A 14,483-nucleotide genomic window follows, 5' to 3' on the forward strand; every position below is an offset into this window, starting at 1 on the left:
TTCCATGACTTGCTTCCGTATTTAGTATAACGCTATTAATTCTAGTTGTATAGACCTTTGTACATTTCGATAAATTTTAAAAAGGACGATCCCGTTTGTCCACAGACAAAGGGTCGCCCTTTTTATACCCGTCGACTGTCGTCTTCATGCGTCAGTCGATCATGGTAATAAAATCCGGTCTTTTTTTCGAGAGATCAGACGCGTCGCTTTTAGGATCGCCATCGGTAACGATTGCCGCTTCCGGTAAGCCAGGTAACGTCCTTCCCACTTTGGATCGTACTTTTCTTTGTATCGTCGTAGACCCGTGAAACTATACATGTAGCGAATATTATTGAAGACATCCGCTGCCACACGTTCTTGCCAGAAGGACGTCTCGTCCTCACCGACGGACGAGAGCGGCGCCATTCCCATGTTGAATGTCCGGTATCCTTCATCTTTCGCATACTCGAACAGTCGGATGAACATCGCATCCATGATCCCGTTCGGTCCATCTGGTCGAAAACGCATCAAGTCAATCGACAAAACCCCATCTTGGTAAGCAGGCATGAATGTCATGAATCCGATCAAACGCCCTTCCGCTTCACGCATAATTCCGATTGGTGCCCGGTTTAAGTAGGGCTTGTGGAAGTAACCGAGTGAGAATCCTTTTTCAGACTTACCACCTAACCATTCATCCGAGACCTCTTGCAGTTCTGCTAATAATGCATCCGAAAAAGGTGGCTCGACCACTTCAAACGTCATTCCTTCTCGTTCAAAGCGATTTTTAATCGAGCGAAGTCCAGCCCGTTTTTTTCCTGATACGGTGAAAGACGGAATATCGACGATCGCCTCTTCACCCAGCTTAAAGAAGTTGAAGCCGAAATCATGATACAACGACATGTTTTGCGCTTGAATCTGATAGATGTTCGGAATGTATCCGAGATCTTCGACGCGGCGCAGAAACGAGGCAATGACTTGTGAATGCTCCTTTGGATCTCCACTTGGATCACCGAGCATCATGATCCGATTACCGGTCTGACTGAACTGGATGAACGAACGACCTGTTTCGGAAAAGAAGAAACGTTTATCGCCGAGAAACGCCAAATGGCTCAAATAATTCCCACCCTGCTCACGCAATACCGACTCGATCTTTTCAGCATCGAATCGCTCACCGAGCACCGGTTGATTAAAGGTGTTGAACAAGCGTATGAAAACTAATCCATACACGAGCGCAAAGATGGATGAACTCGCGGCAAACATGAAAATCTCATGCGACGGATACACTTCTGTTCCATCTGCCGACCCGAGTGCATAAAAAGCGTATCCGAAAAAGACGAACCCGCCAATGTACAACAGACCAACGAACGCGACCCGGATGAAACGCGACGTCGTAATCAATGTCCGCTCCCGGTGAAACGCGTTACGAGACATCAATAACAACGCAAGGACGACCACGACGGCAAGGAACGAAATCAGGTTAAATCCACGAAGTGCCATCCCGACCAAGGCGAAGAACGATGCGCCGTACATCATATATAAAGAACGCTTCGTTCGACGATAGAGCGCCGTTGATAAGAGGACGAATAATAGTCCGCCCATCAAGAAGAAGCTGTTCGCGAGCAACAACGCTTCGTGGGGCAATTTCGATTCCAGATACTCATACTGCGTGGAGACGGGCGGTAAAATCGCCAGTCCCCAAATCGTGATACCCGCGACAAGCGTGATCAACGCTAAAGTGAAGTGACGAATTTTACTGAGGAATCGCAATTGCAGACGCCAAATGACACCCCCGACCTCCACCGACGGACCAACGATTGGTTTATCTTCAATCATCTTGACGACTGGACCGCTGAACTCTCGAGCCGAGAAGACGACACCGATCAAGAATGGAATCAAGTAGTAGACGAGACGGTAAATCAATAATCCCGTCAAGACGATACCTTCTTCAACTCCGGCACGTTGCATACCGATCAAAAAGACTAAGTCGAACGAACCGAATCCGCCGGGTACCATCGAAATCAATCCGGCTGTCGCAGCGATGATGAAGACCCCGATGACTTTCGCAAAACTGACATCCGTTCCGAGTGCCGCCAAAATGAGATAAACGACGACACCGGCACTGAACCACTCCGCCAACGATACGACAGAGTATAGGGCAATCGATTTCGGATGAATGCTGCTGTTCCCACGTCGAAACGAGAACAATAGATAGAGCGGGAAGAATAAGGCAACACCGATGATGACAGGCCATAACCATTTCTTCATTTCAAGCACTTCAAACGCTGGGAAGATGTGCAAGAGGGATAATGTCGATAAGATTGACAAACCGCTAATCAATGTCGGCGCCATCCAACCGATCGCTTTCAACAGGCGTCCGCCTTCAACGAATGGTCGATACAGGGCGGACCGGATGGCCATCCCTGCGAGACCTCCGAAACCGATGATGCCATTAAAGGAGTTCGCAATCCAGGACGCTCGGAAAATTAGTCCGACTGGTGCTTTTGCTTCTAGCGAGCGCAACAAAAAGAAGTCATAAAAGAACATCGTCGAGACTGCCATGAGACCTGCGAGAATCAACAGGATGAACTGCCAAGATGGTACTTGGCGGATCGCTTGAATCGATTCCTTTAAAGACAAACTGCGTAATTCATTTTGTCCTTGATAAAAAATGAATCCGATCAAGACGATCGGCAAGATGATCTTCGCAATCGTCATGAGCCGTTGTTTTGAGAATTTCAAGATGCCAGCCTCCTTGATTTACGGATTAAGTACATAAGACGAACAAGCAATAGTGTCGCTCCGACCGCAAGACCGATGATCAACCCCCACCAGTATCCATCTGGTCCAAGTGCTGTGTAGCGTTCAAGATAAAAACCTAATGGTAGTCCAATGACCCAGTAGGCTACGATCGTCAATAAGAAGGTGACGTTGACGTCCTTGAACCCACGTAGTGCACCTTGCGTTGGTGCAGCGACGGCATCTGACAATTGGAAGAAAATCGCGAGAATCATAAAGTGTGCAGCTGCTTCGATGACTTTTGGGTCTCGACTATATAACGCTGCAAGTTCTTCATTCTTTAAGTACAACAGGATACCGGAAAACACGGAAACCGCAACACACATCGTCAATCCGATGCCAACATACTGAACCGCATCCTTGATCCGTTTAGCACCGACCTCGAAACCGACTGTGATTGTCAATGCGGACGCAGCGGACAACGGAATCATATAGACGAACGAGGCGAAGTTGATGGCAGCCTGATAGGCACCGATGATGACGTCGCCATACGCTCCAAGCAACAAGGTGACGGCTGAAAAAATACTGACTTCTGAAAAAATCGCGAGACCGATCGGAGCACCGAGTAGAATCAATTCCTTGATCCGCTTCATGTCCGGACGGTAAAAACGTCGGAGAACACCAAGACGCTGGAACAGCTCTCCTTTCATGACGACAGCGATGATTGCTAGACAAAGAATCCAGTACGTGATGGCAGTCGCAACTCCCGCACCGACACCACCGAGTTCCGGAAAACCGAAGTTTCCGAAAATGAATAGATAATTGAAAAGGACGTTAATGGGTAAAGAGATTAGTAGTAAGACCATCGTAATGTTCGATTTTCCTAATGAATCGATGAGTGTTCGTAAGACGAAGAAAACGAACATCGGCACGATGCCGAGCGCTAGCATCAAGAGATAGTTCCGTGCGACTTCGCGCGCTTCTACCGATAACTCCATCCGCTCGAGAATCGGATTGACAGCGAGAAGTCCGATGACGACTGTCAAACCGATGATTGCGACAGCGACGTACAACGCCTGCATGACGATCCGTTTGACTTCCCGCTCGCGTTTCGCTCCCATCGCTTGGGAAACGAGCGGCGCGACGGCAAGTAGAATACCAGTCAACCCTGTGTAAATAGGTGCCCATAGACTTGCTCCGACACCGACTCCAGCTAAATCAGCAGAGCCATATCGACCGGCCATGACCGTATCAAAAAAACTGATTAAATAAAACGCGACTTGCGTTACGAGAATTGGAAAGAAGATTTTCATGAATTGCTTCATCTTTCCTGAGAACGTAACTGTTTCTAACATGTTTCCACCACATTTCAGGAGGAGTCCTCCTTAATTTTAAAACGCATCATTCTTGAACTCTTACGAAATCAATCCAAGGAGGGATTCATCTCATGAACCATCGTGATACTGAAAAGCTGACTTTTGAACTACTCGAGACCTGGTCTACCTTCAATCATTATGCCAAAGAATCACAAACGTTTGAAAATCCGGAAGATATCCATCAAGCCCGAATTCGCTTGCGGAAACTGATCACGTTCGCTCGATTGGTCGAGTTGACGGAAGAACCCGTCTATTTGATTTGGAAGCGTCTGATGCACGCCTTCGGTGAAGTGCGCGATCTCGACGTACAGCTCGAAGCGACTTCAAAAAAAACAGAAATCGACCAATTGTTCGCAAACCATGTGGCTTTACAACTCCAAGGAAAACGTTCGACCTTGATTGAGACGATGCATCTCTTGATCTCAAATGAACTGGATCGATCCGTCCGTCGATTTTTAGCGAGTCCGATGACAAAACGCCTCAAGCGGATGTCAGAAAAAGAACTGATTCATGCCGCGGAGAAACGCTATGAGAAAAAACGTGAACAATTTGAAAAAGTACAACGAAAGGATAGTCCAAAACGTATCGAACGGATGCATGAGTTGCGTCTTGCGACGAAAGCGTACCGCTATACGGTCGAGTACTTGCGTCCCTATACGAATCAACCGAAGTCCGCTGTCGATCGTCTAAAAACAACCCAGACGCAACTCGGACATATCAATGACACGTATCAGCGACTGGAAAGATGGCGGTCATTCGAGGTTCCTACTGCTTATCAAGCAGAGCGCTTGCATCAGATCAAACGTTTAGAGGATGAACTGCGTAACGCACTCGATCAAGTCGAGATCGCTCACGGGTGACGTTGAACAAGTAGTTCAAGCATCTTTGTTCCTGCAATCGAATTGCCTTTCGCGTCAAGGGAAGGACCAAACACACCGATTCCGAGATCGGCCATATCGAAATCACTTCTACCACAGGCAACGATCGCACCGGAGACACCACTTTTTCCGGGAAGTCCGACTTGGACAGAAAATTCCCCAGATGCATCATACATGCCACATGTCGTCATGATGGCCCGGATGATTCGTGCGTTACGACGCGAGATGACTTGACGTCCGGATGGCGTTTTTCCAGATGTACTTAAAATTTTCCCCATCATGGCAAGTCCTTTACAGTTCGTCAAAATCGCACATTGTTTCGTGTAGACGTCGATGATCTCTTCAACGTTGCCTTCGATGACGCCGTGATAGCGCATGAAGTAGAGCAACGCTCGGTTCAAATCTGTCGTTTCGAATTCTGATTCAGCGACATCTGCGTCATATTTTACCATTTCTACTTTAATATCCAATAGTTTTGCGATGAATTGACGCAATTGCAGTAATTTATCCGCAGCATCCGTTCCCGGCAACATGCTAGTCACTGCTAGTGCTCCTGCATTGATCATTGGATTGAGCGGTTTTGACGGAATCGTCTCTTCAAGTTTCGCAATCGAATTGAACGCATCACCCGTCGGTTCCATCCCAACTTTCGAAAAGACATAATCTTCTCCGAATGTCTCGAGGACGAATGCCAGTGTAATGATCTTCGACACACTCTGTAATGTAAACATCGTGTCCGCATCACCTGCCGAAACGAACGTCCCGTCGGCATTACAGACAGCGATACCAAGTTGGGTCGGATCAACTTTCGCAAGCTCTGGGATGTAACTTGCGACTTGTCCAAGCACCGTATACGGACGACACTCCTCAATCAACTCCTCAAGTTGGGCTTGTGTAACATTCATGGCGTTCCCTCTTTCTCTTTTTTTCTAGCTTATCACGCATCTGGTGGATGCGGATATGGTTCTTCCGTAAACGCTAAAAGGAGTCGACTCGTTTCAGCCGAGTCGACTCCTTTTTCTAGCATCTGCTTTATCCGTTTACGACTAGTTCACCGTCTTCTACATCGATCGCAATCTGGGAACCATCTTGAATCGCCCCACTGATCAAAGCTCGGGCAAGCTTCGTCTCAATCGTCCGTTGCATATAACGGTTGATTGGACGCGCACCGTATTGCGGTTCGAATGCTTCTTCAAAGATCAGCGTCTTCGCAGCATCCGTGACATTAATCGTAATGCCGCGTCCAGACAAGCGAGAAGTCATCTTCTCGACCGCTTTGTCGATGATTCGTTCGATCTCTGTCCGGTGGAGTGGATGGAACAAAATCGTATCATCAATCCGGTTTAAAAATTCCGGTCGGAAGTGACGCTTCAGTTCTTGGCGAACGGCTTCTTCTTCCGCCGCATCGATGACACCATCTTTTGCTGCTTCAAGCAAGATGGGCGCACCGATGTTTGATGTCATGATGACGATCGTGTTCTTGAAGTCGACGACACGTCCTTGCGCATCTGTTAACCGACCATCGTCGAGCAACTGAAGCAAGATATTGAAGACATCCCCGTGCGCTTTTTCGATCTCATCGAATAGAAGAACCGAATACGGGCTCCGTCGGACGGCTTCCGTCAATTGACCGCCTTCTTCATAACCAACGTATCCTGGAGGCGCACCGACGAGACGGGAGACATTGTGTTTTTCCATATACTCCGACATATCGATGCGGACGATATGATCTTCACTATCAAACATCGCTGCCGCCAAGGCTTTTGCAAGTTCTGTCTTCCCGACTCCTGTCGGACCGAGGAACAAGAACGAGCCGATCGGACGATTCGGATCCTTGATACCTGCTCGCGCTCGAATGACAGCATCCGCGACGAGACGAACCGCTTCGTCTTGACCGAAGACACGCTCATGAAGCGTATCCTCGAGATAGAGTAGCTTTTCCCGTTCGCCCTGCGCAAGCCGCGTCACTGGAATGCCGGTCCATTTCGAGACGATGTCGGAGATTTCTTCTTCCGTCACCGCTTCCCGAACCAGTTCGTGGGAGACGTGTTCAGATGATTCTTCCGCGACTTTCAGACGCGCTTCAAGGTCTGGAATTTGACCGTACTTGATTTCTGATGCCCGGTTTAAGTCATAGCGCCCCTCGGCTTCTTGTAACGCCAGTTTCGCTTTCTCAAGATCCGCGCGTAACTGTTGGACACTTTGCGAACTCTCTTTTTCCCGTTCCCATCTTGTCCGAAGCGCACTCTCATCTTCTCGGGCAGAACTGAGTTCTTGCTGTAAGACGGCAAGTCGTTTCCGGGATGCTTCATCCGTCTCTTTCTTTAATGCTGCTTCCTCGATCTCGAGCTGCATGACCCGGCGGACGAGGGAATCGAGTTCAGCCGGCATCGACTCCATATCCGTCCGAATCATCGCACATGCTTCATCGACGAGATCAATCGCTTTATCTGGCATGAACCGATCCGTAATATACCGATCGGATAACATCGCCGCCGCGACGAGTGCATTGTCATGAATCCGCACACCGTGGTGAATCTCGAACCGTTCCTTTAATCCACGCAGAATGGAGATCGTATCCTCGACATCCGGTTCCGCGACGAGGACTTGTTGGAAGCGACGTTCGAGCGCTGGGTCCTTTTCGATATACTTCCGGTACTCGTCAAGCGTCGTCGCACCGATACAGTGCAATTCTCCTCGCGCAAGCATCGGCTTGAGCATGTTTCCGGCATCCATTGCGCCGTCCGTCTTTCCGGCACCAACGATCGTATGCAGCTCATCGATGAATAAGAGAATCTGTCCTTCGGCTTCCTTGACTTCATTCAAGACCGCCTGCAGGCGCTCTTCGAACTCACCACGGTATTTTGCACCAGCGACGAGCGCACTCATGTCTAAACTGAACAACTGCTTGTTTTTGAGACTCTCGGGTACATCTCCTCGGACGATCCGTTGCGCGAGTCCTTCAACGATTGCCGTTTTCCCGACACCAGGTTCTCCGATTAAGACGGGATTATTTTTAGTCTTCCGACTTAAAATCCGGATGACACGTCGAATTTCATCGTCACGACCGATGACTGGATCCGTTTTCCCGGACCGGAAGTCCGCTACGAGATCGCGTCCATATTTTTTCAGCACATCAAACGTCTCTTCGGGATTTTTCGTCGTGACCTTGCGATTGCCTCGCATACTGACGATCGCTTCCCGAAGTGTCTCTTCCGTAATGCCTTGACGACGTAAATATTGAGCTGCTGGACTTGATTGTTTGATCAGGGCTAATAATAAGTGCTCAACGGAGACGTAGTCATCCTGCATGAGTCGCGCTTCCGTTTCTGCTTCCGTCAACACGTTCAGCAACGAGCCCCCGATCCGTGGCGTCGTCGCCTGGGACAGAGCCGGAAGCTTACCAATCGCTTCGTCAATCGCTGCATTCAATGTCTCAATCCGTTGATTCAACTTTTCAAAAATGACCCGTGCAATTCCCTCTTCTTGAGCAAGTAAGGCAAGTAACAAATGCCACTCTGTGATTTCACTATGACGACGTTGTTTCGCAATCGCTTGGGCAGAGACGATTCCCTCATGTGCCCGATCCGTTAAACGTTCAAAATCCATCCTTGATCACTCCTTCACTGCAAGTTGACGTTCCCACTCTTCATAAAAGGCGCGGTCCATCTCAGGTAACTTGACTTCGAGTTGGACGAGTAATGCCCCACGATGACCATTCGCTTGACTCAGACCACGATTTGGAATCCGAAGTCGTGCTCCTGGTTTTGTGCCCGGTTTGACTTTCAGTTTAATTCGTTTTCCTTCAAGTGTATCTGCGACGACTTCTCCTCCAAGTACAAGTGTCGTCGGATGAACGCGGACGGTCGAGATGACGTCTTGGTCGACCCGTCGGAACTGATCGTCATCCTTCAGGTGAATCGTCACGTAAACATCTCCCGCGACACCTTGTCGGTTACGCATCGAACTTTTTCCACGTAAGCGGACTTTTTTGCCGTCATAGACATCTTTCGGTAGCGTCAACTGAATCGAACCGGTCGCAAGACGCACCGTGACTTTTTCATTCGTACTGAGATGACTGAGTGGAACCGTCAATTCAAGCTCTTCATCGGTCGACACTTCTTCCTGACTAAAGAACGAACCGAACATGTCCTCAAATCCGAACGATTGTCCAGGTCGTGTCCGTCCACCACCTCCGAACTGTCGGAACAGATCTTCATAATCTCCAGCGCCCCCAGCTCCAGCACCTGCCATCCGGTCGAAGTTACTGCCGTATCGATCGTACTGTGCTCGTTTCTCCTCATCCCCAAGCACATCGAAGGCTTCTTGGATATCCTTGAAGCGCTGGTCTGCACTCGCCTCCTTGTTGACGTCTGGGTGATATTGCTTCGCCAGTTTGCGGTACGCGCGCTTGATATCTTGATTCGATGCATCCTTTGCGACACCGAGTGTTTGATAATAGTCTTTTGCCATTCGAGTTCACTTCCTTTTCCTATACTTCATTACCTTAATTATAAAAGTCACATCTTAATTGGTCAAATATAGTCAAACTTTTTTTCTGACATTCTGTTCTCTTTTCACTTTACGTCCTTGCGACAAACAAGTTTCACCGGCTGAACCATGTTATACTGATAGCCAAACAGGAAATGAACGATGGGAGGATCTACAGATGGATGGTAAAACACGTAAAAATATCACACCTGGTCTTAAAGTCAGCATCGTGTTGAAACAAGATCAACGAACAGGTAAACGAACAGAAGGAATCGTTAAAGACCTTCTCACGAAATCACCGCAGCATCCGCACGGGATCAAAGTGCGCTTAGAAGACGGACAAGTTGGTCGTGTTCAAGAAATTTTAAGTTAAAAAGACAATAATCGCTCGCCCTGATTCCTTTTCGGAGTCAAGACGAGCGATTTTTTCATACTTCAGCAGTTTGTTCTAAATACCGCCACGTTGCTTCGACCAGAATACGCGCTGCGTCAAGCATCGCTGGCTCCTTAAAATCAAACTGGGGATGATGATGCGGTGGATACGAAGCGTCCCCGGCTCCTGTAAAGAAGAACGCACCGGGTACGTGTTGCAGATAATACGCGAAGTCCTCCCCGCCCATCGTCGGTTCAATTTCAAATACATGCTTGTCTCCTAAGATTTCTCGTGCGACGGATTCGATCAATACGGTGGGTACCGTATGGTTGACGACAGCTGGATACCCTTTTTCGTATGTAAATTGATACGTCGCTCCGACCGCCTGACAGATTCCTTTGATCGTCTGCTCCATCCGCTCAATGATTTCGTCCGCTGTCGCTTCATTAAACGTTCGGACCGTTCCTGTTAATGTCGCTTGATCTGCGATGACATTAAACGTATTCCCCGCATGCAACGTTCCGATGGTCACGACTGCCGGCTCTAGCGGATTAAGTTGACGACTGACGATCGATTGTAATTCCTTGACGATCGTTGCCCCGAGTAAGACAGCATCAATCGTCTCGTGTGGCTTCGCACCGTGTCCGCCTTTTCCATATAAGATCAGCTCGAACTTATCAGCCGCCGCCATGATCGGACCAGTCCGAACACCGACGTGTCCTAAATCGATCGTTGACCAAAGATGCGTTCCGAAGATGACATCGACTCCTTCGAGACAACCGTCCGCAATCATATCGCGTGCACCGCCCGGAACGACTTCCTCCGCATGTTGATGAATCAAGACGACGTTCCCCGGTAATGATTCCCGCTGTTGCATGAGCGTCTTTGCGACGGCAAGCAACGTCGCCGTATGACCGTCATGACCGCACGCATGCATCACGCCCGGAACTGTCGATCGATACGCGACCTCTTTTCCGTCAGCAATCGGCAAAGCATCGAAGTCGGCACGTAACGCGACGGTCTTCCCCGGTTTTCCTCCACGAATGTACCCGACGACACCACGTCCACCCACTCCTGTCTTGACTTCGATTCCGAGCGTTTTTAAATGTTGCGCGATATAACGCGGGGTCTCGACTTCGTGAAACGACAACTCTGGGTGCTGATGTAAATAGCGACGGCGCTCGACCATTTCTGGATACAACGCGTCTAGTCCGGCAGTTCGTTCTGACATATATGTATCCCCCTTATTTCTTTTGATGTAGTGTCTTAACGCTCTCCCGCGTGTATTGGAGACGTTCGAGTGTATCTTCATAGTGTCCCGCAGCATACGATAAGAACAAGACATCGATCGCAAATAGTTGGGCGAGACGCGAACTGAGCGCCGCACTACGAAGCGGTGCTTCCGGAGCGCGTGATGTCCAAAGCGCGATATCCGCTAGTTGGCTGATCCGGTTGTCCCCGAAACGTGTCAGACTGATGACCTTCAGCCCTTGGATTTTCGCCAAACGGATCAATTCGACGACCTCTTCTGTTTCTCCGCTGTAAGAAATCGCAAAGAAGACATCTTCTTTACGTGCATTCGCTAAGATCGTCGCAAGTAGATGCTGGTCCGTTTCTTGAATCGCTAGTTTCCCGACACGCGTCCATTTTTGAGCAGCGTCTTCGGCTACGACATGGGATGCCCCAATCCCATAAAAATAAATCGCACGCGCCTGATCAATCACATCAATCGCATCCGCAATCCGTTCATCATTCAACTGCTTCGCAGTATCCTGTAACGCTTGAATACTGTTACTAAGCGTTTTTTCAATCAAGTCGACGGGACGTTCATCCTTTTCGATATCGTGATACCCTTTTAAATCCGTCCGTGCTGTATCGGCAGAAATGCGCATCCGCAACTCCGGGTATCCTTTTAATCCAAGCGCGCGACAGAAGCGGACGACTGCAGCGGCACTTGTATCTGATTCTTCTGCAAGTTGGTGGATCGTCATGCGCGCAATTTGGTTCATATGCGTCAAGACATAGTCTGCGACTTTTCGTGAGGACGATGGTAGTTCCTCTCGAACTGCACCGATTTGTGAATAGATACCGCCTTTCATCTACATCTCTCCTTTATCCTCTTCTTAAAAGAACTGACGTTTCATCACTTACCTCGTCGTTCCTGTGTGTAGAACTGTTCTTCTTTCATTATGCTCTCTTCTACTGGCTTTCGTAAATCTAAAAAATGGGAAAGTGAAACAAAATACCATTCTTCTTCCATACCCTTCCTTTCTGATTCATATGCTTCTCTCTTCCAGCACCCGTCGTACAAAAAAGCGACATTCCGCCCATTGGAGGAATGTCGCTACATAAAGTGAATGGAGAAATCAACGAATCTTGACGATCGGTTTCTTTGTATCCGGATCGAGGAATAGCATCGCTTCCGTATCCCCGTTCAAGTTCGTCACAGTAATCGTCGTCGGAATGTTTCGATTATACTCCCAACGATTCTCAAGCAGGTACGTCACGTACTGAACGAATGCGACGAGTTCTGCTTTTCCGTAAAATTGAACGGGAATCTTCATCTCAAGCTTTTTCAGTTCATCTTCTTGATAGAAGCCTTCCCCCATCATACCGGTGTAGTTCGGGAAGTAGTCTTCTAGGCGGTCTTTGAATAAATCGAACTTCGCTGCATCATCTCGCACGTCATTCGTTGCGCGTGCTGACGGGTAGTAGTAATAGCGTTCATTGTAGTTTTTCCAGTCGTTCGCACTGATTTGATTCCCGCGACCGATGAATGCAGACGAGAGATAGTGACCGGAAACCGGTGACCCTTCTTTTTCCTGGAGGTAGAGGGCGACGTGAATCGGTGTCGTCTTCATCCCTTGTGTCTTACGCATCTTCTTGACTAAATCGTTTGCCATCCGCTTCCCTTCAGCAACGACTTTCTTTTCATCAAGTTTAACGGTATAGGTCGGTCCATAGTTTTCATCTTGGAAAACATACTCACTATTTAAGACGAGAGCGATTGATGTACCACCGAGTTCAAGCTTCTTATCTTCTTCAAGCATGTAGTCTTGCTCTAAGATATGCGATAGAATCATAGGTGACTTTTGATTTTTTTCTTTATATGACTTACCTGACGTGTAGGCTGGGTTTAAACCTTCAGGATCGCTGACGCCATCGCCTGCTTTCCCTTTTCGTAACAACCATTTTGCGATTTGGTCGGCTTCGAGTAACTGACCTTCTTGGTAATAGTATTTTTCCGGATCAAAAAATTGTGTCGAATGACGCATCAATCCTGTTTCGATTTCATCGAGTTCAAGACGCGAACTGACACGCTTTTGTGTCATTCCACGTGCAACGCTTGGACGAAACGGTAAGACCGTCCGGTAATACGAATCCGTCGTATCAATGGCTGGACTGACGACGGCTTGGACTTCCTTACCTTGTTCACTTTCAGTAATGACTTCTTTTGTATCGCTACTTGGCGAAAGGTCGAACGAACAAGCACCTAAAAATAACGTGCTCGATAACGTCAACACTACTGCTTTTTTATAGTTCATCTCTATTTGCACCCCATGTTTTCAAATCGTTCTCTTTATCATAACAGAATCGTTTTCCATCGGGGAAGGGCAAGTTTTCCCCTGTTTTTCAAAAAAGATGATGCGCCCTCACGCATCCGAAAGGACTTTTTATCATGACACGCCGTAAATTCATCGGTCTGCTTTTTTTACTGGCAGGCATCGCACTCATCGCTTGGCCCTTCGTCAGTGATTATCAGCGCGAACAAGAAGCTGAACATTTAAAGAAACAATGGACCAACAGTCTAAAAATCGTCGATGCAAAAGAAACCAAACAACCACTTGCAAAATCAGGTGTCGGATTACTCTCGATACCAAGCATTGATTTTGAACAAGTCATCTTAGAGGGGTCGACGACAGCGGTGTTGGACCGTAGTATCGGTCATATTCCGAAAACCGGATCGCCTGGAAAAGGCAATTATGCGCTCGCCGGACACCGAAGCTTCACGGAAGGTCTTCACTTCAATCGTCTGCCTGACGTCAAGAAAGGCGATACCGTTATCGTCACGACGAAAACACATCGGTATACGTACCGGATCACGTCAAGTCGTCTCGTCACACCGACGACGTTGTCCGTCCTCGATCAATCCGTCGTCTCCCCGACGATTACGTTGATTACTTGCGATCCACCGGAAACGGCAACGAATCGTCTCATCAAACAAGGTACCTTAATTCGAAGCGAGACGATTGCTTCGTGACAATTGGATCAATACGAATAAAGTAAGGCGGAATCCCGCCTTCCTTTGAAACTGAAGATAGTGTGCAATTTTTCTCTAACGAGAAGGATTGCGCTTTTTTGTTCGTCTCGAATCGTTTTCCTGGGACAAGCATCGCGCCGCTTCGCTTCGCTGCAGGGTCGCTCTTGCTTGTTTTTCCCTAGGAAGCGATGTCGAGGGAACAAAACGCTTCTCTGATACTTCTTCCCGATATAAAAAGAATGAAGCATTACACGCCACTCCTACAGGAAAAAGCGCAATTTTGCGCTGTCAGAGACAAACAAGACCCGTTTTCCTGCTCGAATGAAGCAGGAAAACGGGCTTGTGTCTCGCCTGAGGAAAGGGCGTGAAAAGACGCGTCATTTTTTGGA

General features: G+C 48.2%; 11 protein-coding genes. 3 read left to right on the plus strand and 8 right to left on the minus strand.

Annotated elements, in window-relative coordinates; translation table 11 throughout:
* Positions 1 to 159: 159 nt before the first annotated feature.
* Together mprF and Q9R23_RS14625 are read right to left on the minus strand one after the other, a co-directional pair.
* Positions 160 to 2,718 (minus strand): bifunctional lysylphosphatidylglycerol flippase/synthetase MprF, encoded by a 2,559-nt coding sequence (gene mprF / locus Q9R23_RS14620; protein ID WP_290784106.1) that lies wholly within the window; start codon positions 2,716 to 2,718, stop codon positions 160 to 162.
* Entirely contained in the window at positions 2,715 to 4,070 is a 1,356-nt protein-coding gene (locus Q9R23_RS14625) for an MATE family efflux transporter (RefSeq protein ID WP_290784104.1), read from the minus strand. Before Q9R23_RS14625 ends, mprF begins: the two co-directional genes overlap by 4 nt.
* A gap of 92 nt (positions 4,071 to 4,162) precedes the next feature.
* Between Q9R23_RS14625 and Q9R23_RS14630 the strand changes: the two genes are divergently transcribed.
* The gene (locus Q9R23_RS14630; protein WP_214856372.1) at positions 4,163 to 4,951 is read left to right on the plus strand and encodes a CHAD domain-containing protein; all 789 of its coding nucleotides are present in this window, start codon (positions 4,163 to 4,165) and stop codon (positions 4,949 to 4,951) included.
* Here Q9R23_RS14630 and glsA read toward each other — a convergent pair.
* The 3 genes from glsA to Q9R23_RS14645 all read right to left on the minus strand — a co-directional run bounded on the left by glsA (position 4,942) and on the right by Q9R23_RS14645 (position 9,442).
* Positions 4,942 to 5,874, minus strand: coding sequence for a glutaminase A (gene glsA / locus Q9R23_RS14635; protein WP_311247364.1), 933 nt, complete (start codon positions 5,872 to 5,874; stop codon positions 4,942 to 4,944). The two genes, Q9R23_RS14630 and glsA, sit on opposite strands and share 10 nt — an antisense overlap.
* A 127-nt stretch (positions 5,875 to 6,001) precedes the next feature.
* Complete coding sequence (gene clpB, locus Q9R23_RS14640) at positions 6,002 to 8,578, minus strand: ATP-dependent chaperone ClpB (RefSeq protein WP_290784100.1); 2,577 nt, start codon at positions 8,576 to 8,578, stop codon at positions 6,002 to 6,004.
* Positions 8,579 to 8,584: 6 nt separating this feature from the next.
* Positions 8,585 to 9,442, minus strand: a complete 858-nt coding sequence (locus Q9R23_RS14645) for a DnaJ C-terminal domain-containing protein (protein WP_035412324.1) — start codon at positions 9,440 to 9,442, stop codon at positions 8,585 to 8,587.
* A 196-nt stretch (positions 9,443 to 9,638) separates the two neighbouring features.
* Here Q9R23_RS14645 and Q9R23_RS14650 point away from each other — a divergent pair, with 196 nt between their 5' ends.
* On the plus strand, positions 9,639 to 9,833 hold the full coding sequence (locus tag Q9R23_RS14650; protein WP_290754208.1) for a YwbE family protein: 195 nt from the start codon (positions 9,639 to 9,641) through the stop codon (positions 9,831 to 9,833).
* A 55-nt stretch (positions 9,834 to 9,888) separates the two neighbouring features.
* On the opposite strand, the gene Q9R23_RS14655 is transcribed toward Q9R23_RS14650, so the two are convergent.
* The 3 genes from Q9R23_RS14655 to Q9R23_RS14665 all read right to left on the minus strand — a co-directional run bounded on the left by Q9R23_RS14655 (position 9,889) and on the right by Q9R23_RS14665 (position 13,378).
* A complete protein-coding gene (locus Q9R23_RS14655) occupies positions 9,889 to 11,064 on the minus strand; it encodes a M20 metallopeptidase family protein (RefSeq protein WP_311247365.1) in 1,176 nt (391 codons plus the stop codon).
* Positions 11,065 to 11,077: 13 nt separating this feature from the next.
* Complete coding sequence (locus tag Q9R23_RS14660; protein ID WP_050678993.1) at positions 11,078 to 11,932, minus strand: MurR/RpiR family transcriptional regulator; 855 nt, start codon at positions 11,930 to 11,932, stop codon at positions 11,078 to 11,080.
* A gap of 267 nt (positions 11,933 to 12,199) precedes the next feature.
* The gene (locus tag Q9R23_RS14665; protein ID WP_214856367.1) at positions 12,200 to 13,378 is read right to left on the minus strand and encodes a CamS family sex pheromone protein; all 1,179 of its coding nucleotides are present in this window, start codon (positions 13,376 to 13,378) and stop codon (positions 12,200 to 12,202) included.
* Between the two features lie 134 nt (positions 13,379 to 13,512).
* On the opposite strand from Q9R23_RS14665, the gene Q9R23_RS14670 reads away from it, so the two are divergent.
* On the plus strand, positions 13,513 to 14,094 hold the full coding sequence (locus Q9R23_RS14670) for a class D sortase (protein ID WP_214856366.1): 582 nt from the start codon (positions 13,513 to 13,515) through the stop codon (positions 14,092 to 14,094).
* Positions 14,095 to 14,483 lie beyond the last annotated feature (389 nt).

The organism is Exiguobacterium sp. BRG2 (assembly GCF_031844245.1).
Lineage (GTDB): Bacteria > Bacillota > Bacilli > Exiguobacteriales > Exiguobacteriaceae > Exiguobacterium_A.